Source organism: Flavobacterium sp. LC2016-13 (assembly GCF_009707955.1).
GTDB lineage: Bacteria > Bacteroidota > Bacteroidia > Flavobacteriales > Flavobacteriaceae > Flavobacterium.
Genome location: NZ_WMDQ01000004.1, coordinates 1 through 25,086, shown reverse-complemented (window position 1 = coordinate 25,086; position 25,086 = coordinate 1). Strand labels below are relative to the sequence as shown.

Annotated in this window: 12 protein-coding genes; 2 read left to right on the top strand and 10 right to left on the bottom strand. The window is 32.8% G+C overall.

Annotation, left to right across the window (positions count from 1 at the left end; all coding sequences use genetic code 11):
- Positions 1-48: 48 nt before the first annotated feature.
- The 10 genes from GKZ86_RS09385 to gcvT form a co-directional block, all read right to left on the bottom strand.
- Positions 49-2,499 carry a hypothetical protein gene (locus GKZ86_RS09385; protein ID WP_154782856.1) on the bottom strand — a complete coding sequence of 817 codons (2,451 nt, stop codon included), beginning with the start codon at positions 2,497-2,499 and terminating at the stop codon, positions 49-51.
- Between the two features lie 89 nt (positions 2,500-2,588).
- The gene (locus GKZ86_RS09380; protein WP_154782855.1) at positions 2,589-7,451 is read right to left on the bottom strand and encodes a T9SS type A sorting domain-containing protein; all 4,863 of its coding nucleotides are present in this window, start codon (positions 7,449-7,451) and stop codon (positions 2,589-2,591) included.
- 25 nt (positions 7,452-7,476) lie between these two features.
- Positions 7,477-8,604, bottom strand: coding sequence for a hypothetical protein (locus GKZ86_RS09375; RefSeq protein WP_154782854.1), 1,128 nt, complete (start codon positions 8,602-8,604; stop codon positions 7,477-7,479).
- 111 nt (positions 8,605-8,715) lie between these two features.
- Positions 8,716-9,876 carry a SprB repeat-containing protein gene (locus tag GKZ86_RS09370; RefSeq protein WP_194632490.1) on the bottom strand — a complete coding sequence of 387 codons (1,161 nt, stop codon included), beginning with the start codon at positions 9,874-9,876 and terminating at the stop codon, positions 8,716-8,718.
- 73 nt (positions 9,877-9,949) lie between these two features.
- The gene (locus tag GKZ86_RS09365) at positions 9,950-11,122 is read right to left on the bottom strand and encodes a SprB repeat-containing protein (RefSeq protein WP_154782852.1); all 1,173 of its coding nucleotides are present in this window, start codon (positions 11,120-11,122) and stop codon (positions 9,950-9,952) included.
- Between the two features lie 3 nt (positions 11,123-11,125).
- Entirely contained in the window at positions 11,126-13,204 is a 2,079-nt protein-coding gene (locus GKZ86_RS09360) for a hypothetical protein (RefSeq protein ID WP_154782851.1), read from the bottom strand.
- A gap of 1 nt (position 13,205) precedes the next feature.
- Positions 13,206-17,924 carry a hypothetical protein gene (locus GKZ86_RS09355; RefSeq protein WP_154782850.1) on the bottom strand — a complete coding sequence of 1,573 codons (4,719 nt, stop codon included), beginning with the start codon at positions 17,922-17,924 and terminating at the stop codon, positions 13,206-13,208.
- Between the two features lie 304 nt (positions 17,925-18,228).
- Entirely contained in the window at positions 18,229-18,942 is a 714-nt protein-coding gene (locus GKZ86_RS09350; protein ID WP_007811539.1) for a YebC/PmpR family DNA-binding transcriptional regulator, read from the bottom strand.
- A gap of 230 nt (positions 18,943-19,172) precedes the next feature.
- Positions 19,173-21,203, bottom strand: coding sequence for a S41 family peptidase (locus GKZ86_RS09345; RefSeq protein ID WP_154782849.1), 2,031 nt, complete (start codon positions 21,201-21,203; stop codon positions 19,173-19,175).
- A 194-nt stretch (positions 21,204-21,397) separates the two neighbouring features.
- On the bottom strand, positions 21,398-22,480 hold the full coding sequence (gene gcvT / locus GKZ86_RS09340) for a glycine cleavage system aminomethyltransferase GcvT (protein WP_154782848.1): 1,083 nt from the start codon (positions 22,478-22,480) through the stop codon (positions 21,398-21,400).
- 390 nt (positions 22,481-22,870) lie between these two features.
- Here gcvT and GKZ86_RS09335 point away from each other — a divergent pair, with 390 nt between their 5' ends.
- Both GKZ86_RS09335 and GKZ86_RS09330 read left to right on the top strand, forming a co-directional pair.
- Complete coding sequence (locus GKZ86_RS09335) at positions 22,871-24,115, top strand: site-specific integrase (RefSeq protein ID WP_154782847.1); 1,245 nt, start codon at positions 22,871-22,873, stop codon at positions 24,113-24,115.
- 101 nt (positions 24,116-24,216) lie between these two features.
- Complete coding sequence (locus GKZ86_RS09330; protein ID WP_154782846.1) at positions 24,217-24,537, top strand: hypothetical protein; 321 nt, start codon at positions 24,217-24,219, stop codon at positions 24,535-24,537.
- The last annotated feature ends 549 nt before the right edge of the window (positions 24,538-25,086 follow it).

The following is a 25,086-nucleotide window of genomic DNA, read 5'->3' as shown; positions in this document are numbered from 1 at the left end:
TTTGGTATTATATCTTGTGATGTCTTCCGACTTTGTTTTCTACAGTTTTTATTTCTGAATGTGCTTTAAATCAATATCATCAATTGTGGCATTTTTAACTGCCAGGTCATGATAAAATGGTATCATTTTTATTTCAACTGCATCTACTATTTCAGTTGCTGATTTTTTATCTTTTATTAATTTAAAAGTTGCTTCTATTTCTTGTTTACTAAAATCAGCTGCATATTGGTTTTTCTGAATTTCGGTCGCCGGGATTTTAGACAAGGCCGAAATTTCCTTCATCATCCATCTGTGATGCATTAGCTGATTGCGACTATTATCGCTTCTTTCAACCAATCTCAAATATGATTTATAAGCTGTTTTATCTGTAATATCGGCTTCATTTTTACCATTTAATGGATTACTGTTTACTCTTCCAAGCGCAGCTACATAAGAATTTTCAAGACTTTCATCTTTAGTAGAAATTTCTTTTTCCAGCTTTTGTGAAGCTTCAGCCAAATATTCGTTGTATTTTTTTAATGTCTCGGCTTCAGAATCATAGGCTTCTAAATAATCCAGTACTTTTTCTTTAAACTGCTTTTCATTAGGAGTTAAAGTTGCTAATGTTAACAGATGTTCCATATTAGTATTATCTTCAGCAGGCAATGGATTTAAAGCCAGTTGCATATCTTTTAACTGTGTCGTAATTTCATCACGCGTACCTTCAAAATTTTTCCCGTTTGAACTTATTTTCAAAGTCGGATTTAAATTTAAATCGTCTGCTGTTCTCGGCTCTCTTTTAGGACGTAGTTTTATTTTATCAAAAGAGTAGGTGTAGGTTAAAGTTCCAGTTAGATCATTGTTTTTCTGAGTTGATGAATTACTAAACAATGAAATAATACCCATATTGAAATTATGTTTTTGCAAATAGATATAAGAACCGTTTAATCTAATATTAAAAATATCGTTTTGTTTTACCCCATCGTTATAACTTGTATTGTAACTGGTAGAAGCAGAGGTTGTGAATTTTTTATCGAAGAATAATTTTGTAGCGCCAATTGTTGGTCCAAAAATTAAACTTTTGCCACTATCAGTTTTCCCATAAGTGTTATTTATGGCTGCATTAATATTCAAATCTCTTTCCGGATATCCAATACTATACGTAAGACCGGAGTTGTAATAAGTGCTTGCACCGCCTGCAATTGTTTTTCCTTGTTGCTGATTTATGGCATCTTGCATTGAAAAGTTAGCGTTGATCGATTTTTTTATGCGTTTATCACTCTTCAATAAATAGTTTACTGCAATCGAAGCATTTTGATTGACTTGTCTGAAATTTAAAGTATCCAGATAATCGAAATTAGAAACCTGATTGATATAATCAAATTGATTTCTACTATTGGTATAAGATTGAAAATTAGAATAATTGATATTAAAATTCAGTTTTTCATTCGCACGGTAATCAACGGTTAGTGCTGATACTAAACGTTTCATTTGGCTTTCTTTTTGTTTGTCAAGATTGTCTTTTTGCAATCCTAAATTTACAGAGATAGAAACTTTGTCTTTATATAAAGATTGAGAAGCATTTACCGTAATATTTTCTAAGTCATTATTAAAATAATATCCACCTAATGTTCTGTAATTTGGATCAATTCGTTCATATCCTAATCCTAAGGAACCTTTTCCGGCTGGATAAACCAATTGACCTTTGAAGGCATTATAACTTGATGTTGTGTTGTTTGGACTCAAAAACAAAGCTGCAACTCCTTTTGCTTTAGTTCCATCGGTTGTTCTTGTATCTTCGGTGATGCTGCTATTCGCAAATTCGGTAAAGACTTGTAATTTTTGGAAAAGCTTAAAATTAGTTTCAAAACTTATTGCTGCATTTTCCTTCGGAGAAACACCTAATTCAAATAGTATCGGATTTGAAATGGAGTTTATTTCGTCTTTTGCTTTAAAAAAAGTAAGTCCAAGCGTTATTTGCTCTAATGCATAATTTGTTTTAAAACCGTAACCAAATCTTTTATACGTTGGTAAAAGATCCGGGTAAGCAGTATTGTATTCGCTATTTTTTAGCAATCGGCCGTACATGGCACTAACTTTAAATTTTCCTTGCGGAGTTAAGTCAACTCCAAAACCAGAAAATTGATGCCCGCTTAAAGTGTAAGGAGAAAAAGTCATGCTTACATCACCAATATGTGCAGTTATCCATTTATAAGATGGGTGTATGCTCAAACGGTTCATTAATACCGGTTTTTCATATCCAAATTTTTGATTGGTGTATGAAAACGATAATGGAATATTGTATAATCCGGCGATATTAAAATTAATATTTCCGTTTAAAAAATAGCTAAAAGGTTCTCTGGCTGCATTTCCTGAATAGAATACTGTATTAGCAGATGCTCCTCCTGAAACATTTACCAATTTTGCTTTACCAACTTCCTGAACATTAAAGTTCTGTGAAAAACCAAATGCACTTACAAAAAGTAATATTATATTAAATTTTAATCTTTTTAAAATCATCTTTGTTATGATATGAGAATCAAATCAGCAGTTATTTTCTGCTGATTGATTTTCATTATTAATTTGATACTTACTCTGAAAAACACAACTTATTTGATGATTATTTTTCTCAATTTAGTGCCTTGTTGTGATTCAAACAGAATAAAATAAACTCCTGACGGAAGACCATTAAGGCTAAAGTTGAAAGAGTAATTGTCTTTACCTTCTTCATACTTAGAGTCTATTACCTGATTATTACTTAAACTATAAACCTTGATATGTCCTGGCATTATTTTATCAAGAGTAACATCTACAGTGAATTTTCCGTCAGATGGATTTGGATAAATCTTCAAATCAAATTTTTTCTGTGAATCTGTATCGTCCGGATTTTCATATTCTCCTTCTGTAACCATTACAGTTTTGGTTTGAGTGGCGACGCAATTTCCTTTCTTGGTAATTATAGTAATATCATGTTCTCCAAGTTCATTAAAACTTATTTCAGCATAATCTTTATCTTTTGAAACTACAGTTGCACCAGCAGGTAAAACCCATTCTACAGTATCAGGAATAGGATTACTAATGTCTACAATGATGATTTTTTCATTTAAGAAGGCTTGAGATGAAACAGCAAATTCAGCACTAATAGCAGTATTTTGACTCGATATCTTGATTGTATCTGTAGCTTCACAACCTAATTTATTAGTTACAACAACGGTATAATTTGCCGGTTCAGAAACGGTAATCATAGCATTATTACTTTTAAAACCTTTGTCTGATGTCCATGCATAAGTAGCTTGATTATCGGCTATAGTTGCATTCATCGTTAAAGTCTGATCGAAACATAATGTTACATCTTCACCAAGATCTATAACATCTTTTGGTGGATTTACAATTGTATATGTTCTTGAAATAATACAACCTTTAGCATCTTTAATTTCAACAGAATAAGTTCCTGCTTTAGCATTACTTAAAGTGTTTGATGTTTCACCCGTATTCCATAAATAAGTATACGGAGCAATTCCTGCAATGGTCGTTACAACAATTGTAGCATCTGATCCTGCATAACAGGTTGGAATTTTTATATTTTCTGAAGCATCTAAATGTGCGGGAGCTGTAATAGTTATGCTTTTGCTGATTTTACATCCGTTTTTATCTGTTACTAATAAAGAATAGTTTCCTGGAATTACATCAATTAAGTTAGGCGTTTTTGCACCTGTATTCCATAAATAAGTATAAGGAGCAGTACCTTCCGAAACATTTGAAACAATAGTCCAATCATTACCATCTCCACAACGCGTATATTCTGCAGAAAGAGAATTGGTCAATATGGTAGGCTCTGTAATTATAATATTTTGGCTTTGAATGGATTTATCAAAAGAATCTGTTGCTATGACATAATAGGTTCCTGCTTTGGCATTTGTTAAAGTTTCTGCCGTTCCCACAACAACTGAAGGATTATTTACATTATACCATTTATAATAATAACCTGGAAGACCACCAGAAGTAAGTGCTTTTATACTGGCAGTTGCATCACCATGGCATTGTACTGTGTTTATTTGTACAACGTCAATAAACAAAGGATCAACTTTATCTAAATCTCTTGCTATGATCGAACAACCATTCGCATCTGTAACGCTGATAAAATATTGTCCTGCATAAATATTATAAATACTGGTATTTGAAGCTTTATTATTATCTGTATAGATCAAATTCATATTTTGATCATACCATTGAAAATTATAATTTGGCGTTCCTCCCTGAACTGTTACTGCAATACTTGCATCGTCTACTCCCTGGCCTGATGGAGGCGTTTTAACTACTTTATTTATAGCTAATACTTCCGGTTCGGTTATTACAAAATCCTGAGTGGCGCTACAATTATTAGCATCTCTTACTGTAACGGAATAATTTCCGGCAAAAAGATTACTTATAGAATTAGGATCTACATCTGAAGTTTTGCTCCATGTAATCGTATATGCTCCTGTACCACCAGTTGTTGTAATATGAATTGAACCGTCTTGTTGATTTTTACACGAAACATTTGTTTGCGTAAAATTAATTTTTACTGGAGTAGGTTCGTTAACAATTATTTTATTGGAAGTATAACTGTTTCCAAATCCATCTGAGACTTCTAAGAAATAGTTTCCGGCAATTAAAGCTTCTGATGGATTAGTAGTTGATATTGTAACAGAAGGATTAAGTTCATTATACCATTTATAGATATAATTTTTATAAGCATCAGCAACTCCAATAGGAGCACCTCCGGTTATTGTAGCTTTTAAAACAGCTTCTTTGTAACCAAAACATTTAATAGATTCAGTCTCAGTTATTGCAGTAATTAAAAGTTTATTTGGCTGAAGAATTGTATAAGTTGCTTCTGTTGTACATAGGTTTTTATCTGTAACAACAACAGTGTAAGTATCCGCTCCAATTCCATTTAATAATGGATTTGTTTTTCCCGTGATTATTGTTTTACCAGCTCCTTTGTACCATTGATAAGTATATGGAGATGTACCTTCAGAAGCTACAATTTCGATACTACCGTTTGTCAGACCAAAGCCAGTTGCTTCAGTTTTATTAAAAGAAGATATAACCAAAGCTTTTAACGGCTGTGTGATTGTAACAGGAGCAGTTGCAGGATAAGAACATCCGTTAGCATCTGTAATGCTGAAAGTATAATCTCCGGCAGTTAATTGAGTTGGATCAACAATTTTACTATTATCATTTACATCTTTCCAGACAACAGTATAAGCTCCTGTTCCTCCTTTGATATCAAGTGTAATTGTTCCGTCATTGCCATTAAAACAATTTACATTGGTTTTAATAAATGAGCATGTAATAACAGGCCTTTCAGTTAATTCTGCAATTTCAAGTTCTCTCGAAACACTCGCATTGTCCGTTACGACAACTTTATAAAATCCAGCATATAAATTGTTTGCCTTATTTGTAATTTGAGAGGCAAGTAAAATATAAGTATCTGTAGCTTTTTGTTTGTAATACCATTTATAAGTATATTGATTAGGAGTTATTGGTGTACCACCAGTCGCAAGAACTTCTATACTTCCGGTATTTGCTCCATAACAGCTAACATCTACTTTATTAACGAATGTTACTGCTAAAGCTTTGAGTGTAATTGTCTGAATAGCTGTGGTACAGTTATTATTATCTTTCACAGATACTTCATAAACACCTTCTCCTAATCCTGTTACAGGGCTTACTGAATATTGAGTAGTAACATTATTTTTCTTTAGAATATAGGTATAGTTACTCGTTCCTCCAGTTGCATTAATAGTAATTTCACCATCATTGGCACTAAATAATGTAGGCTGTTTTTGTCCAATACTTGCTATCGCTATTGCATTATTTTGATTTATTGTAATATTCTGTGGGCTTGGAAATGTACATCCGTTTTTATCCGTAATTACATAAGAATATGTTCCTGCAGGTAATTGTGCAGGGTTAGCGGCTTGCAATGTAATGGCGTTTTTCCAAACAACTGTGTATGGAATAATTCCTCCCTGAATGTTAAGCGTTATGGTTCCATTACTTTCTCCATAACAAATAACATCTGTTGATGTTGATGTTGCTGTAAGTGGTGCTAAAGGCTCAGTTGTAATAATATAGGTTTTACTAATCATTGTGATATCATCACTGACTTCTACTCGATAACTTCCTGCAGAAATTCCTGTTATTGCGTTAGTTGTTTGTCCTAAAATTTCTATACTGTTTTTAAACCATTTGTATTTATAACCTGTTAAATCATTTGTTCCTCCACTTACTTCTACAGATAAAGAACCGGTTTCAGCACCATAACATTTAATGTTTTCCTGCGTATAGCTCTTTATGTTTAATGCTTCTAATGTTATCGTAATAGTTGGCAAAACGCATCCGGAAGAAGATGTAACGTTAATATTATAAGTACCATTTCCCAGATCTAATCTTTGACTTCCATTTTCAGTAAATAGCGGATCTCCCACTTTTGACCATTGATAAGTATAAGTATTGCTTTCCCCAGGAATAATTCCTCCGGATGCAGTAAGAATAATTCGGCCATCATTATTTGTTAATGTAGGCTGTTTTATTCCGCTGTTGACTTTTAGCTCACTAGTTGGTTCTTTAACAGTAATTGTTTTCTTTACTGTAGAACATCCTGCAACTGCAGCATCATAAATGGTATATCTATAATTGTCTGCACTTAATCCTGTGCGTTCAAAAGATGTTATTGTAGCATCATCTTCCCATATTATGGTATAAGTGCCTGAACCGCCTTTAGGTGTTAATTTGATTGAACCTGTTGAATCTCCAAAACATTTTACATTAACAATGTTTTCATCAGCTTCTAATTGAGTATTTTCTTTTAGCTGCGTTACAGCTTTTGCTATAGTGGCATTTTGATTATCCATTACATTTACCATATAAAAACCAGCCTTTGTAGTTAATTGCGGTCCTGTACCACTAACGGGTTGTGGATTATCACCATTTATATTATCACATTTAAACCAGGTGTATGTGTAATTTGGTGATCCACCGTAAGGATAACCTCCAGCGGCTACTGCAGTTAAACTTCCATTGTTTCCTGAACAAGTAATTAAAACTGGCGTATTAATACTGACTGTTATTAAATTTGGCTCATATACGGTAAAATCAGCTTCTACAGGGCAGCCTTTAGAATCAGCTACTTTTACTTTATATGTTCCTGCTTCAAGCGCATTTATATTTACAGATTGTAATGGCTTATTAATATTAGACCAGCTAGTGGTATACGGAGGTGTTCCTCCTGAAATAGTATTCAAAGAAATAGTTCCATTAGATAATCCTACTCCCGTTGCATTTGTAACGCTTGCTGTAATAGCATTTAATGCTGGCGGGTTAATAATTTTAACTGCTTTAGCTCCATTGCTGTCAACTTGTTGAGAATAACCCAATAAACTCACAAAGAACAATAAGAATAATAATAAGTAATGTTTTTTCATAATTATGTTTGAATATTTGGGTTTTTTATTTTTCTGTACAAGAATTGCTATCAACAACTTTTACTTTATGATCACCTTCTGATAATTCAATAGCATCAAATGTTAAAGGATGTTTTTGTGCCAATGTTTCACTATCTATCATATAATAATAAGGAGATGTCCCTCCCGAAGCTGTAACTGTTACAGCACCTTGTTGGTTATGACAATTAGGTTGTAATTGTGTTATGGTAAAAGTTAATGGATCAGGACTTCCGATAGAAAAAGGATCTGTTGTAATTGCAGTAGATCCAACAAGTGTATTATTATCAGTAGTAGTTTGGGCTTGGTATTTTATATAATACGATCCTTCAGCTAAACCTGACCAGATATATGTTTTATTGATAATTTGATCTTTTGTTACGAAGATACTTTTGTCGAAAACTCCATTTTTAAAGATGTTGAAAAGAAATTTATCACCATCCTTAAGGTCTGTTTTAAATTTTATAGTTGCACTTCCGGAAGACTCATATTTGCATTTTGTTTTTTCAGGTATAGGTTGACCATCAAGTTCAGGCGAGCAGCCAATAATAGTTAAAGTAGTTACTTTTGAAGACATCGTTACTTTTGGATTTGCATAGTATGAATCGATATCAGATTTAACATGCAAAGCTCCTCTAAAACTTGCTCCCAGTTCCGGTATACCTGCTGTAGTGTAAGGAGCTTTAATCAAGGTCCATGGAAAATTACCAGTTGTACTATAATAACTAACATAAATTCCCCCTGCAATTGTTTCACAAACTCCAACTGGCACTGTTGCCTTATTTATGTATGGTGATCTTAAATAAAAATATTCCGGAGCACAACCTCCTGTGAATGTTTTTCCAGCAAAATATTCACTCCAGGTATAAGTCCAGGATTGAGTTGTACATCCCGCATTAAGACCAGCCCTCCATTCCAGGGTTAAAGGAAAACTAGCTGCAGTTAAATTAAGAATTATGCCATAATTGTCTACCACACCATAACTTTCATACAAAGTCTGACCTGAACTATTTGTAACTCTCAATTTTCCATTGCCATTATTATTTAAGAGAAGATCAACTTCCAGCATAAGTTGTTCTTGTGAAAAACTGGCTATACTAGAAAATAGAATGATTAAGAATATAATTTTTTTCATATTGGTTTAGGTATAAAAAAAGTTAACGTTAGCATTTTACGGCAAAAATGCCATTTTGTGCAGATGTTTTTTGGTGAGGTTGGTTTATATAGTAAAGTTTTTTTCATAATATTATTTTTCAATGCAATCACGACTGTCTAATACTATTACCTTATGATCACCTTCTGATAATTCATTAGGAATAGTATAAAGGCCCGTAAAAGAATGCTTATTTGTTAATGGCTCGTTATCTAAAACATAAAAATAAGGAGTTGTTCCTCCTGAAGCTGAAATTTGTATTTTACCCTTATCATCAACGCATGCAGGTTGAATAGGGGTTACCGTAAAAGTTAAAGGAGTTACATTTGCTATCGTAAAAGTAGGACTTATTACAGGCTGTGATCCAACTAATATGTTATTATCTGTATTGGTTTGAGCTTGGTATTTAATAACATATGATCCTGCTGCAATTCCAGTCCAGGTAAATGATTTATTTACTATTTCAGCATAACTGACAAATTTATGAGTCATAAAATTATTGTCCTTAAATAAATTAAGAAGTAATTTTTGATTCGTTGTTATATCTGTTTTAAAGTTTAATGTTACACTACCATTAGATTCATTATTACATCTGACATCAGCCACAACTGGATTTCCGTTCAACAAAGGAGAACAAGAAATAATATTATAATTGACAACGTTAGAATAGATGTTTTCCTGAGTAATAGAAGGATCTGAGTCGATTATAGCATGAAAATAAATAGGTCCAGTATAGTTGTCTAATAGAGCAAAATTAGCTTTAATAAATTCATAATTTTGATTAAAAGCAGTACTTATGTTAGTTGGAATAAAATGAGATCCATCTTTACTATATTCCCAATAAAATCTTTGAGAGCCTGTACAGCCTGTAGCGGAGAGTGATATTTTGTCGCAAAAAGAATTATCAGCTGGAGGGTCAGCTATAACCTTATTGCTTATAATTTCAAAGTTAGGGGGGGATGGCCCATTATAACCATATGAATACCCTACGTATTTTTGACAAGTATTTATAGTAGTTATCATTAAGCCAACTGAATGATAATCACCACAACCACCACTACATGAAAATGTTTCAGCTTTATAACTGGCAAAAAGATATGCACTTGGCATTTGATTAAAAATAAGATATTCTCCAGCTTCAACAATTGGGCATAGCCAATTTCCATGATCATCTATGATTTTGTATTCATAATCGTCTTCGTAAATATGATTACCATTGACGTAATCATTACAACCGCCATAATTGGTCTTCATAATATACATTTGTGAATGTATTTTATGAATTCCACAGATCAATATAAAATAGAGTAAATAAAATTTCATAATATTATTTTTCAATGCAATCGCGACTATCTACAACTATTACTGTATGATCTCCTTCTGGTAATTCATTAGGAATAGTATACAGGCCCGCAAAAGAATGTTTATTTGTTAATGGCTCGTTATCTAAAACATAAAAATAAGGAGATGTTCCTCCTGAAGCTGAAATTTGTATTTTACCCTTATCGTTATTGCATAATGGTTGTACTGCTGTAATTGTAAAATTTAATTTGTCTCTAGGTGTTATTGTAAAAAATGTGGTAGGACTCACACTAGATGCCGTATTGTTTTCAAACTGTGTTTGATATTTAAATTCGTATTTTCCTGGAGGTATGTTTTTCCATTTAAAAACAGTGGGTGAGATTTTTTCAACATTAACTGCATCATCAGAAGTTGTAGACGTTACCATGTTTTGACCTACAGGATTGCGAGTAAGTAAAAATTTTTCGCCAGTTTCTAATGGCCTGCTAAAAGTGAATATAACCTCACCATTGTTATAATTGCAAAAGGTAATATTAGGGTCTGAGGTATTATTTAAATTTGGAGAGCAAAAAACAAATATAAATGGATGATAAGTATACACTTGAGTTCCCGCAAATTTTGCCCTAAAATAAGTAGTTTTACTTATTCCGGAATTATCAGAATAGATTTGATTATAAGTCTTTGTTAAGGTATTTACATTAGAATTTGGAATAACTTCATACACATTAGTACCAGATTTCATTACTTCCCATCTTTCAATGTTACCTGAACAAGTAAGATTGCTTGTAACGCAACCAATATTATCGATATTTCCAATCGCTTGAACATTAACTCTAAGACCAAAAGGCGCGGTTGCACTTTTGTATTCACAACTACTAGTATTATCCAAAATAACCTGAGAAACCTCACTGTAAGGAAAGGGATAGCAAAAGTCATCTCCAGTAGGTTCACATCCCAAAACCTGCACTATTTTCGTCGGTTTTACAAGTGTTTCAAAAGTAATGCTTGGATAATTATCTGCATTAAAATTAATAGAAGGTATAACATTATTGCTGACATCATATGCATAGAAATTTTCGGCACCCGCAGAAGAACACCCGCAGCCAAGAGACCCGGCTTCCAGATTAACTCTATAGGTTAGTTGCCCAAAGCTTTTTACCGATAATAAAACAATAAGTGATAGTAAAATTCTCTTCATATATTAAAATTTCACAGTATAAAAATCCATTTTTGACGTTCTTCCATCTTTTGACACAGCTCTTATGCCATATTTATAATTTGTATTAATCGTAATAGTAGGGTCTGATAAACGCTTTATATTTCCTTTCACGATTTGAATTAATTGTAAAGCGTCTTTGTCAGAAGCTTTGTATATTTCAAAATTATCAACATTTTTTTCTGAGTAATCCCAGGATAAATCAATCGTATTTGTAACTTTATTTGATTGCGCAAAAAAGCCTTTTACATCAGGTAATAATGAATATTTAGGTACAAACATTGCTATCTCCGGAGAAGGATTTGAAACTAAATTACTTTCATCTTTTGCAAAAATTGCATATCGATAGGTATTTCCCTCTATAGCAGTTTTATCCTGATATTTTTCTTCTTTATTTTTTGTTTCAAAAATTAATGTCCAGTCTTTTTGGTCATTTTCTTTTCGATATAATTGATGAACAGCCACATCTTCACTGGAACTATTTGCCCATTCAAGAAAAACAGAACCATCTGCAATTTCATATTTGTTAAAAGCAGGAGAAGCAGGAGGTATTACGTCAGGCTTTTTTAATATTAGAGGCTCTGAAAAATCGGACATATTGTATCTATAATCAACAGCAATAATTTTATAATAAACCTTGCTATTCAAAGTTTTTATAACAACTTTATCTTCAAAAGTATTTGGTTCGCTCGGACTTATAGTTACCTGACTATATTCTTCATCAGGGTTGTATGCTTTGTAAATTCTATAACCCAATAAATCTTTTTCCTTGTTGTGAGTCCATGTTAATTTTACAACTCCCAAACTGTCAATTACACCTTTTAAACCAATAGGTTTTGCTGGCGGAATTGAATCCACAGGCTGAACAAGCATTGGAAAAGATACTCTGTTGCTTCCGTTTTTTCCAACGGCGGTTAATGTAAAATAATTTGTAGGTGATAATTTATTATAAACAACATTTCGGGATTTTGGCGAAATATTTTTAATAACGGTCGTATATTTAGCATCATCTTCCTCAGAACGATTAAGTTCAAAACCAGTAATTTCATCATTTCCTTCTTCTGGAAATTCCCAAATCAAATTTACAGTTGTATCATCTTTAAATTCCTTAACAGTAAGATGAGGAACGTATTTCAATATTGATTTTCCTTTTCCTGAAATTATTTCAGAATAAGGACCTAATTCACCAAATGGAGAAATACCCTGAATTCTGTAACTGTATTGTATATTATTTGCTATAGAATCAACATAAAAAATTTGTTTATTGTTTGCATTTTGCTGACTTAAACTTGTGTAAGGCTTATCTGTAATTCTTTTAAAATTTTTCTTGTCAGTAGATCTTTCTACATAGTAGCTTCCATAAGCGTGAGCTAATATTTTAAAATTCCAACTCAACATAGTACTGCTGTCAGTAAAATGTGCTGTAAAATCCATAGGCTTCGGTAAAGGCTCGTAATCTTTTAACCCTACAAATACTCCCCCATAAGCAATGTTTAATTCTTTCTCTGGTACATTCGAAGAAATTCTATAAGCATATTTTTCATTCGGTTTGACCGTTTTATCTTCAAAACCTAAACCCGCCTTTTTAGCAATCTCAAAATCTTTATCGGCTGAAAATAATGCAAATGTGAATCTTTGCTCATTTTCTTCAGAAATGTTTATGATAGACTGTATATTATCAGCTCCAGCTACAGTAAAAGATTCTCCATAAATTGCTTGTGCCACAATTGCAGCATTATCATTTTCATCAATTAGTTTTTCCCACTTTTCAAGAGCTTCCGGTTTACATGTCTGAGATAAAACAATTCGTTCCGGCTTTGATAATGTTTTGTTATCACGAGTTACAGTATAGCGCTCTACCAAATAGCCATAGGTATTTAGTTTTTTCCAGGCAAGCGGATCATTTACTGCCCATCGCAATAAAATTTTGTCCTTTTGTACTCTTGCTATAACTTCGATTCCAATTTTTTTCTCAACTGAGATACTATCTTTAGTGCTTTTTTGTTGTGAGTAACCATTACTAATTAGTGTAAGAACAAGAATAATTAAAATTTTAAGCTTCATGCTAATTTGTTTTATTGAATGTAAAAATTGAACTTGTACCTGCTTGTCCGCCAGGTAATGTATAGTTTAGTTTGATATTATAGTTTCCGTCCTGAATCATAGGAAAAGTTCCATTTATAATATAATTGTATCTCTCACTCATGCCTGGGTTTTGGCCATTTACATATTTATTGACTACTCTATATTGTAAGTTCGTAAAATCGGTTTTATAATAATACGGCTGATTGTATCGATAAGGCAGCCTTTCTCTCAGATAAGAACTTTTTGGATTATTTGTTAAATCCGATTGATACCAGGTTAAAAGCTCAATTCCTTTTGTTGGAGGAGCACCTAATACGTTAGTGTCTCTTGGGAATGTGAAATCTGATTCTAAAGGATAACCTTTATATATCAATGGATAGATGTAATTTTTATAATAATTATCATCTAACGTTGCTTCGACATTCACTAATGGAATATTTAGGGTTTTGTTATTACCAATTATTTCGATTTCATCAAAAGGTTCAGTCGATGCATTTTCTGCATGTAAAGCGTGTACGTCAGAATAAATGATTTCGATATACGTATTTCGTGCTTTTTTAGCAGTCATTTTTTCCTGAAAAGTATTGTACTGGCTTGTATTAAAATTATATTGCAAAAGTTCAATATCACTTCCTGCAGTAATAGTTTCGCTTAACTGATTATTTTTAATATCAATGTTTGCATCATCTGATTGTTGTTTGTCATAATTTTCAGATAAGTTTCCATTTGCATCAGTTTTAGGCACGAGTGTCATCAAAGTAAGATTGTATGGCTTAGAAGTTTGTAAAACCGGTAAGTCAACAATAACTTTTTTAAGTGAACTATCATAACGCAAAGCTGTCGTAGCTGTTTTATCTGCTGTTTTATAGAATGCTTTTTGTGATTGGCCATTCTTTAAATCAAATAAATAAGGTTGTCCTTGTTTTAAAACAACATAAGCTTGTTTTGATTCATTTTGGTACACATATTTCTGATCAAAAACAGGATAACAATAAGAAATATTATTTACAGGAATATTATTTGGTGCAGCCCCGGTTGAAAATTTTCTGGTTTCAGTTTCCATAGCAACTTGCCCCTGATCGTATATAGTTTTCCAGTTTCCATTTACCATTTCCTGGAAACTTACTTTTACATTCAAAATCAAATCAGAATTTGGAGGTAATACATCAGTAGAAGTAAAAGTCACTAAATCCTTGGTATCATTCCAATTTATAGTACCTGGAATAAGAACTCCATCTTTCTTGATACTATATTCTTCCAGTTTAAGCATATAATATTTTATTCCGGCATCATCTTCAAGAGTAAAAACTTTTTCTACAGGCATGTTAAAACCAACTTGAGGAAGTGTAAATACATCTACATCTTTAGTTCCTTCACCAGGAGTAATATCAGCAATTGCTTTTAAGCCCTGCAAAGGAGTGTCATTTACAAATTCACATTGTTTACCAAATTCCAATTTAAACCTAAAACTTCCTTTTATAGCACCTCCTAGTATATCGAAATAACCAGCCATATAACCTCTAATCCATACAGGATTTGGTAGTTTTGCCTGCAATAAAACAGCGCCGCCACCTTTCATAATTGAGATTTTCTTTTTAATAAAAAATAATTTAATATTAATTCCCATTTCTCCCTGCATGTATGCATATGATTGTCCGTTAGCATACCAGCCATCAATACCAATTTGTCCTGATCCTTTACATTGTGCTTCACCATAATCTTTCACCATGATATCAAATCCAAATCCACATTGAAAATTAGCATAGAATGCAAGAAATGTCATATTTCCTGTTTTTAGACTAAAATCGGCACCAAAAGCAAACCCTTTACCAGATGCCACACTGTTTTCATCTCGCATATAATCTAGCGTAGCAACATCTACACCTAATAATTTAGCAACAATATCCGGTGGAGGAGGGCTTCCGGGAATATCATCTCCCATCATAAAATAACCACCGGCTTCTACTTCAAAAGATCCTATCGCTAGTTTTATTCCTAATCGGTCAGTAGGTGTACCCGCGCGAACATACCATTTATCCGGAGCAAAGTGTAAAACCGCCCATCCGGCTCTGTTACCTGAGGCGCGACCTTGTATGAAACCACCAGGAGTACTTATATATAAATCGAACGAACCGTGTAAAGTTTTTAATCTAAAGTCATATTCTATAGCAGCAAACGCATTAATACCCATAGAAGCTTCTACATCATTAGGATATAATTCTGCAGCTGCTTTTGATAAATTTGATGTTTTTAAAGCTTCCGTTGCTATTTTACCCATCAGAGATTCATTTTCTGTCACCGCTTTTAAGGCATCGGTTAATTCACTAGCACCTGGAATTTCGAAAGTCTGCATAACGTGACCTTCACCATAAATACTGATTCGGTTTATACCACCTTTACTGTTAAAAGCAATTTCAAAACCTGCACCACCCCAAAAAGCGCTGGATGTTCCGGTAGCAGCAAACTTAATCATGGCTTTTACACCAAGGCCAGAATCAATATCAGGAACATAATTAGATCCTGAAGCAGCAAATCGGTTACTGAAACCATCTTTTTTCATGTGATAGTAAGCACCTCCGCCAAAACCTTTAAAGGTAATAGCTCCTGCCGGAATGTTTAAACCATCGACCATGGCATCAACATACCAGTATCTAAAATTGATAGATCCAAAAATAGCATTGGCCTCTACTTTAATACCACCAGTAAAATCGCAACTTAGCGATCCTTTAAAGCCTTTACCATAAACGGGGTCATTATCCATTATGGTAATACTTCCTTTTAATTTCATTCCACCTAAATCGGCTGCAATAGAAATTTGTTCAAATTTAAGATGATCGTATTTCCATTTCTGGATTCCTTCATCCTTGCCAAATTTTCCAACGACGTAAAATTTAGTTTGCCCATTAAATTGATTTTCCATCATATTTATGGCAAGATCAACTTTTAAGCTGGCGCTTTCATCAGTGGTAATTAAAGCAATTTCATTAATTGTTACCGGGAAATTACTAACCGTAGAACCATCATTTTGTACATTTTTGTATCCAAAATAATCAGCACTAATGTATGGAGATACAGTCTGCAACATTAGATTTTGAAAAATAACGCCTTTAAAAGATACCGTTTCTTTTTTCTCTCCTGTAGCAGAACCTCCACTTGCAGCGTCTGTTTTTTCTAGTGCAATTGCTTCTGCTGCAGTTATTGGTTTATTGCTGGCATTTAATGATAAAGTACCGTATAGAACTGCTTTTGGCAGAAATTTACCATCTTTAACTTTTAATTCGACATAAGAGTTTTTTTCGATGACTGCCTGGGCTTTAAACGCCTGAAAACAAATCCCGTTTGTAACTTGTGCATTTAATAAATACTCATTATTAAGAGGGTCTATTAATCCTTTATAAGCTAACTCTGATCTTGTGCCTCCATTACATTTTCCTGATTTATCAGAAACAGGTAAAAGAATATCACCGCCAAAACTGGCAGCTGTCAAAGAATTCGCAACTAATGTTATACTAACATTGTCCAAAGACATTTGCCATCCGGATGCATCTCCTTCATCGATGCCTATTAGGTTGCTACCCGAAAATGTTCCGGAAACTCCCATACGATCAATCAATAAATCTGTTGCTTCAAACCGAATTCTTTCCTTACTGTTTTTTTTCTTAAACTCTTCGGGTAAAACAATTTTAAGAGATTGTACATAAAGACCACGCCACAAATTTTCATTTCCGGGCACTAAATATTTAGTTGCATAGTTTGGCGGCCATTTTACACTTTGAGAGTTTCGTAAATCACTAAAATCGATTACTGCTTTATTTAATTCAAAACAAAAACCTTTTTTAGATGTTAATTGAAATTTAGGTAATGATATTTCGATTAGAATGTCATTCCAATTCGAAACTATAGTTTTAAAGTTTCCTGTAACAAGTGCAGGAGAAGGGAGGGCTACATAATTATTATCTACCGGTTCTAACATATTTCTTGAAAACTGCACGTCAGCCGTAATTCCAAGTTCTTTAAATCCGTTACAATCAATAGTTACATAAGTTTGATTAGCAACGACTCCGGTCTTCATGTTCATTCCGCCTTTCAGAATCAACAATAAGTTTTCTCCGTTAATTTTGATCGGAACATCACCTAATAAAACCAAATTAGTATCGCCAACTAAACCACCTTTGTGGGATAACCTAATATTGTTTGCTCCAAAAAATAATTCTTTTGGTTTTCCGTCAGCACCGTGTTGTGGTATAATGATTCGAACAAAAGCTGTAAGTTCGGTATATTCAGGAGTGAATTTTGCATTACTAATCCCTAACATGTATTGAATACCACCAATTGTCTTTTTGATACCAAGAGGTAACATCGACAATTTTTTTGGTTCCAGAACGTCTGTAAGATTACCGCTTTCGTCAATTTTCAGACAAGTTGCCATTGCGGTTTTTAAATCATCGCTGGTTTCACCTGCAATAGGAAAATTCTTTCTTAAGTATTCATTGGTGAATTCGCTTTCTGAATTTTGAGTATAATTGAAGGAATTCTTATCAGAAAGAATATTGTTTTTCGGAATACTATTTTTAGCTGCTAAAAGTTTTTTCGAATTACTTATAGTATCTGTGTAAGTACTTGAAAAACAGTTTGAACTGATCGTAAATAAAACTAAAATGTATACGAAAGAGCGTAATCTAAGAGTAGTTTTTTTCAATTTTTTGGTAGGTTTTGGTGTGGTAATGTATAATATATCCCTTAAATCATCTAAATTTCAATGACTTAAAGTGCCAAATATATTATATAATTTTTAACAGGAAAAGAATTGTTTATAAAAATAATATTATAACATTTCTATTAAATTTTACATAATTACCAGCTATCCCAAGAAGTTGAAATAAATAATTTTGGAGCAAACATAAACATTCCAAACTTTTATTTTTTACGGGATTCCTCATTATAACAAAAAAAAACTCCAGATTTCTCTGGAGTTTTTATAGTATAAGAATAATTAAAGAATATTATTCCTCTTTCATAGTATGATAAACGTTCATAACGTCATCATCCTCTTCAATTTTTTCAATTAGTTTTTCAACGTCAGCGATTTGAGCTTCGGTAAGTTCTTTTGTAATTTGTGGAATACGTTCAAAACCAGAAGACAAGATTTCTAAACCTCTGTTCTCTAGTTCTTTTTGCAAAGCTCCAAAACTTCCAAAAGGTGCGTAGATTAAAATTCCGTCTTCATCTTCAAAAACCTCTTCAGCACCAAAGTCAATCAATTCTAATTCTAATTCTTCCGGATCAAGATTTCCCTTTGCAATTCTAAAATTACAAGTATGGTCAAACATAAACTCTACAGAACCCTGAGTTCCCATAGTTCCGTTGCATTTGTTAAAATAGCTACGAATATTAGCAACCGTTCTATTATTATTATCAGATGCAGTTTCAATTAAAATAGCAATTCCGTGAGGCGCATATCCTTCAAACAAAATTTCTTTATAATTGGCAGTATCTTTATTACTTGCATTTTTTATCGCGCGCTCCACATTGTCCTTAGGCATGTTGGCCGCTTTAGCATTTTGTATTACAGCTCTTAATCTAGAATTGGCATCTGGGTTAGGACCACCTTCTTTAACGGCCATAACGATATCTTTACCAATTCGGGTAAATGTTTTAGCCATTGCTGACCAACGTTTCATTTTTCTTCCTTTTCTAAATTCGAACGCTCTTCCCATTACTGATTTTTTATTTTGAGATGCAAAAATACGGTTATTCCTTATTTTTCCAAACTCAAAAATTAAGTTTTTTTGATTTGTTTAAAGTTTAAAGTTTCAGGTTTAAAGTTTGCTCAACTATACTTTAATAAGTGATTGCAAAATTACGTTGAAACAATGCATAAATCTTAGGAATAATTTTCGGTTAACATAAAATTGAAACCTCAAATAAATTGAATCTGAAACTAAATTTATTTCGAAGCATTAAATTCCGAAATAATATTAACCGCTTCATTTAAGTATGGATTGGTTTTCAGATTATCAATTTGATACTGATTTATTGTTTTTTCTGTTGGATAAACACCTAATAAAAATTGATTTACGCTAGAATTGTAAACATCTAAAGGATTATTATCATCATTAAAAGTGTGTATTTCTGTCCAAATAGAATTTACAGTCTTTTTTTGATCGAAAACGGCATCTAAAGTCATAGGAATCTCGGCCTTTGGAACATTTACCATCTGATCTATTTTTACATTAATCTTTTTAATGTCATTAAAGTAGTAATTATCCGCCAGTCGCAAAGTGCTGTTTTTAGCAATTTTATCAATAAGATCGCGTTTTACGTAAGTTTTGTATTTTAAAAATGGCGCGATACTGTCATTTTTGATGGCAGTAGGAAAATCACTTTCTTTTTGGTAAATACCTTCATAGAATTCCGGAAGAACAACATCGGGCTTGACCCCAATATATTGGTGGCTTTTTCCTGTAACCCTGTAAAATTTATTAATTGTTATTTTTAGAAAATCGGTATTTTTTGTCTCATCAAGCGAAAGAATAGTCTGCATTGTTGCTTTACCAAGCGTGTTGCTGCCTAATAATAAAGCACGATTATAATCTTGCAATATCGAAGAGAAAAACTCACTTGCAGAAGCTGTATTACTATTGATTAAAATAACAATAGGACCTTTATAAATAACGCCCCTAAACGGATCATTAATTACAGATTCTTGTTGTTTGTTGTCAATAACAATAGAAATCGGACCATAATCAACAAACATTCCGGCTAATTTAATGGCTTCTTCCATAGAACCACCGCCGTTGTCAATTAAATCAATTACCAGACCTTTAATATGGTCTCTTTCTAATTTTATGACTTCTCGTGCCACATCATCAGCGCAGCCTTTTCGGCTATTTCCATCTAAATCAGCATAAAAACTCGGAATCTTAATATAACCAATTTTACTATCCTTTCCGATTATGAAACTAAAAACCGAATTGTCTTCATCTTTCATAACTTGTTTTTCGATGTAAACTTCAAAGTTTTTGCCTGAATTTCGTTTTAATGTCAGGATAATACTTTTATTAGATTCAGATAAAATCATGGTAGAAATTGATTCTAGCGAAGAACAAGAAACTTGGAGCGTTTCTTTTTTATTGGAAACAGAAAGAATCTGATCTCCTTTTTTTATTTGTCCCGTTTGATACGCCGGACCATTTGGATCTATTTCATCGATTATAATTTCGTTTTTCTCATTCAAATTCACGGTCATTCCTAAAGATAAATGCTCTTTTGATAACGAAGCAACAAAACTCGATTTAGAATCATCACTAAAATACGCTGTATGAGGATCAAAATAAGTACAAAAGAAATTATAAAGCTTTTCTTCCTGTTTAATATTAGATTCTAGAAGTGTACTTATTCTGCAAATTTCATTAGACAAGATCGTTTTTTTAGAAGCCATTTCCAACGATTTAAAATTCGTTTTCAGCGAATCCAGATTATCACTTGTTTCAGCAATGTCATCCAAAATCTGATAACGTAATTTTTTGATCCAGACTTTCTCTATATTTTCGTTTTTAAGATAAAAAGCAAAAGATTTTTTGTAAAAACGAATCGTATCTTTTTTGGTATAGTCAATAGTCCCGGCCTGAATTTTTTCTAAAACAGCTTTTGTTCTAATAAGTCCGTTTTTGTATTTATTGGTAATATCTGCTAGAAAACTACAATCATTTTTCAGAATTAAATCATCTAAATTCAAGCGATATTTCTTTGCTAATTCGTCGTATTCACTTTGAAAAAATATATTTCGGGAAGGATCTAATTCATTGATTAGATTATCGAAAACAAAAACAGATAAACTATCATCTACCGGTTTTGGGCGAATATGTTCCGTTTGTATAAGTACATTTATTTTGTTTAGTATTTCGCATGTTTGATCGCTATTTTGACCAAATAGAACGCTCGTAGTCAACATCGATACTAATAATATTTTTTTCATAAATAGAACCCATTCGTTTAGACTAAAATTACGCTTTATTTTTTGATAAAAAGTTACATTTTTTCTAAAATTTCTTACATCAAAACGAATTGTTTTAACAAAGCAAAAACTAATAAAATTATTTTAATGTTAAATCTATAGCAAAAAAAAAGCGCCACTTAAAAAGTAACGCTTTGTAAAATATATATTTAAAACTATTTCTTGTAAAAAGGCAATTTTACCACTTTAGCCGGAACATCATTTTTTCTAATTCTGATAAAGATATCGCTATCAACAGTACTATTATTTACAGTAACATAACCTAATCCAATTCCTTTATTCATAGAAGGAGACATAGTTCCGGAAGTTACAACACCAATTACAGCGCCAGAAGCATCAACAATTTCGTAATCATGTCTTGGTACAGCACGTTCCTGCATTTCAAAAGCCACTAATTTTTTAGTAACGCCGGCTTCTTTTTGTTTTTTCAAACTTTCAGAATTCGTGAATTCTTTATTAAATTTTGTGATCCAACCCAAACCGGCTTCAAGCGGAGAAGTCGTATCATTAATATCATTTCCGTACAAACAGAAACCCATTTCTAAACGCAAAGTATCACGAGCTGCAAGTCCAATTGGTTTAATTCCGAAAGCTGCACCAGCTTCAAAAACTTTATTCCAGATAGCTACAGCATCAGCATTTTTACAGTAAATTTCAAATCCGCCAGAACCAGTATAACCAGTTGCAGAAATAATTACATCATTAAAACCTGCAAAATCAGCCACTTCAAAATGGTAATAAGCAATTGCAGATAAATCTATAGAAGACAAAGGCTGCATAGCTTCAACCGCTTTTGGTCCCTGAATCGCCAATAACGAATAATCATCAGAAAGATTTTTCATTTCAACACCCAAATCATTGTGCGAAGAAATCCAGTTCCAGTCTTTCTCAATATTCGAAGCATTTACAACCAGTAAATACTCTTCCTCTTTCATTTTATAAACAATCAAATCATCTACAATTCCGCCTTCAATGTTTGGCAAACAAGAATATTGAGCTCTTCCAATCGTCAAAGTCGAAGCGTCGTTAGAAGTCACTTTCTGGATCAAAGCCAAAGCATTTGGTCCCGTAAGTAAAAATTCTCCCATGTGCGAAACATCAAAAACGCCCACACTATTACGAACCGTTTCGTGTTCAGCATTCACGCCCTCATAAGTAATAGGCATATTATAACCGGCAAACGGAAGCATTTTTGCTCCCAAACTTTCATGTATTTGCGTAAGCGCAGTATTTTTCATTGTGTTGTTTTATAAAATTGTGTCGCAAATTTATTCAAAAAATATCGAAAATTAATAGTCTAAATTATAAAATTCGCAATAATTAGAAGCTATTTCCTACTATCCGCTATATCTTTTTGTTTTTAAAGAAAAAAGATTAGAAAAAAGCAAAAGTAAGCAAAACGATTAAAACTGTTATTATACACTGGTTTATAAAAATGGTAGTCTAAAATTGGAACTCGGTGTCCGATAGGTTTTAGGCATAAAATGACAAGGTTAGGTTACTAAATCATTACTGATTATAATCTGATTGAATTGACTATAATAGTTTATATTTCAGTCATTTGCAGTGTTCTTCACATTCTCTTGTAACTCAATTAAAATTAATTTTAAACATTAAATTTTTGAGTTATGGAACAAGCAAAAAGATCCACTTTCAAGTTATTATTCTACTTGAAAAAAAACGAACCAAAGAAGAACGGAAATGTGCCTATTATGGGGCGTATTACCATTGACGGAACACCGAAAACATTCGGAACAAAATTAGAAATCAATCCTAATAATTGGGACTTGAAGAATGGAAGAATTCTTGGCAAGAGTGTTCAGGCGTTAAGTACCAATCTTATATTAGATAATATACGGCTACGTATCAATAAGACATATGATGATATGCTTAAAGAAGAAGGTTTTACTACTGCACAAAAAGTAAAGCTGTCTTTTTTAGGGATTGGGGTAATGGATGATGCTGTCCTTAAAGCATTTAAAGAGCAGAATGAGGATTTTGAAAGAATGGTCAGTAAAGGAAAACGTTCTCAAAACACTTATAATAAATACAAATCGGTCTATAATCATCTATGCGAATTTATAAAGGAACGTTATTACAGAGAAGATATGCCTTTTCGGGAACTCACTTCCGACTTTATTAGGGAGTTTGATTTCTTTTTACGTATAGATAAAAAATGTACACACAATACGGTTTGGGTTTATACAATGCCACTCATCGCTTTGGCTGAACTCGGTATAAAAAAGGGGTTTATACGTCAAAATCCTTTTGAAGATTATAAAATCAGCGTGGAAGAAACTGATAGAAGCTATCTTTTAAAAGATGATGTAGAAAAAGTAATGCTTCTAAAGCCTTCTAAACCACAATACGAACTTGTAAAGGATCTTTTTATTTTTAGTTGCTTTACAGGACTTTCCTATATAGATATTCAAAAACTAAAGTGGGGCAATATACAGTCTTTCTTTGATGGTCATCAATGGATTATTAGCAGAAGAAAAAAGTCAGATGTTGCTTCTAATGTTCGTCTAATGGAAATTCCGAAGCATATCATAGAAAAGTATCGAGGAATTACCCATAGTGATTATATTTTTGAGATACCTACCAATCCAACCTGTAATACTCATATTAGAAAATTAATGGTGGAAGCTGAAATTATTACAGAACAGAAAGTAACTTTTCATACCGCACGTCATACATTTGCTACTATGTTCTTAACTGAAGGTGTACCACTTGAAAGCCTTAGTAAAATGATGGGGCATAAAAATATATCAACTACACAGATTTATGCTAAAATCACAAGTCAGAAAATCAGTAAGGATATGGATTTGGTATCACATAAATTCAAATCGATGGAGGATGCTTTTATGCCATAGCCGAATGTCAGCCTATTTTACAGAAGTATGTCCTTTTGTCTTGTTTTAAATAGTGGTATTCTATTTGTCAATTAGTTAACTCTATTAAACCAATTTATAGTATGCAAATAATTATACACACAAAAGATGCTGATGCTCTGTTAGAGGCTATCAATGCAAAAATTAGAAAAGAGGAATTAAAAACCTGGGAAATTAAACTAAATAATGACAAAGAGGTTCTTTACAATCACACTCCGGACCAATGGTCTGAAAAGGTTTTATTAAAACCTAAAGATCACGACAATGGTCTTAAAGTATTTACTAGTTATTGGACTAAAAATTCTGAACCTGATGAAGCTACTAAGGGCTATATTATCGGTAGGTTCGTAGAGATTTTAATGGTTCATTTTAAAGATCATTTTTCAAAATTAGAAGTGAGCTAATTTTATTACAATTTAGATTATTAAGCAGGATTTATGTCCTGCTTTTTTTATGCCCCTACTTAATCCTCAAAGCACATTTCTTTTTCCCTCACAATTCCCACCACTCATAAAAGAGCTTTGATTGGATGCTTTGAGAAAAAAGCATACTGAAAAATCCCAGACATAACCCCAACAATATTTTTTCAGCATCCTTTATGTGGCTTCAGAAGCCACATACTTTAAAACTATAAGTCTTACCTAGAAATTCTGCGATATGTAATGCAGATTTTTCAACCAAATTGACCATTTCCTCAATGCCTTTTCCATAGGCTTCCACAGTGATTTTATCCAAGAACCGGTATGCTGTTTGTCCCATTTCAAGAGCAAAGGTATTTCCGTGTTCTTAACGCAGAAACAAGGTCTTGCCCTCCGGGTTTGCAAAATAATCTCCACCCATTCGGGTCGTATTTTTTTGACAAAACCTTGTTTCTGCTGGAAAAAACGGTCAAATTGACCATAGATTTTCAGTTTAAAATGATCACTCGATTCGGAGCAAACTGATCACCTAAT

Coding starts and splice junctions, on each gene's coding strand:
- GKZ86_RS09385 (WP_154782856.1), bottom strand. CDS start 2,499: ATGATTTTAAAAAGATTAAAATTTAATATAATATTACTTTTTGTAAGT.
- GKZ86_RS09380 (WP_154782855.1), bottom strand. CDS start 7,451: ATGAAAAAACATTACTTATTATTATTCTTATTGTTCTTTGTGAGTTTA.
- GKZ86_RS09375 (WP_154782854.1), bottom strand. CDS start 8,604: ATGAAAAAAATTATATTCTTAATCATTCTATTTTCTAGTATAGCCAGT.
- GKZ86_RS09370 (WP_194632490.1), bottom strand. CDS start 9,876: ATGAAGACCAATTATGGCGGTTGTAATGATTACGTCAATGGTAATCAT.
- GKZ86_RS09365 (WP_154782852.1), bottom strand. CDS start 11,122: ATGAAGAGAATTTTACTATCACTTATTGTTTTATTATCGGTAAAAAGC.
- GKZ86_RS09360 (WP_154782851.1), bottom strand. CDS start 13,204: ATGAAGCTTAAAATTTTAATTATTCTTGTTCTTACACTAATTAGTAAT.
- GKZ86_RS09350 (WP_007811539.1), bottom strand. CDS start 18,942: ATGGGAAGAGCGTTCGAATTTAGAAAAGGAAGAAAAATGAAACGTTGG.
- GKZ86_RS09345 (WP_154782849.1), bottom strand. CDS start 21,203: ATGAAAAAAATATTATTAGTATCGATGTTGACTACGAGCGTTCTATTT.
- gcvT (WP_154782848.1), bottom strand. CDS start 22,480: ATGAAAAATACTGCGCTTACGCAAATACATGAAAGTTTGGGAGCAAAA.
- GKZ86_RS09335 (WP_154782847.1), top strand. CDS start 22,871: ATGGAACAAGCAAAAAGATCCACTTTCAAGTTATTATTCTACTTGAAA.
- GKZ86_RS09330 (WP_154782846.1), top strand. CDS start 24,217: ATGCAAATAATTATACACACAAAAGATGCTGATGCTCTGTTAGAGGCT.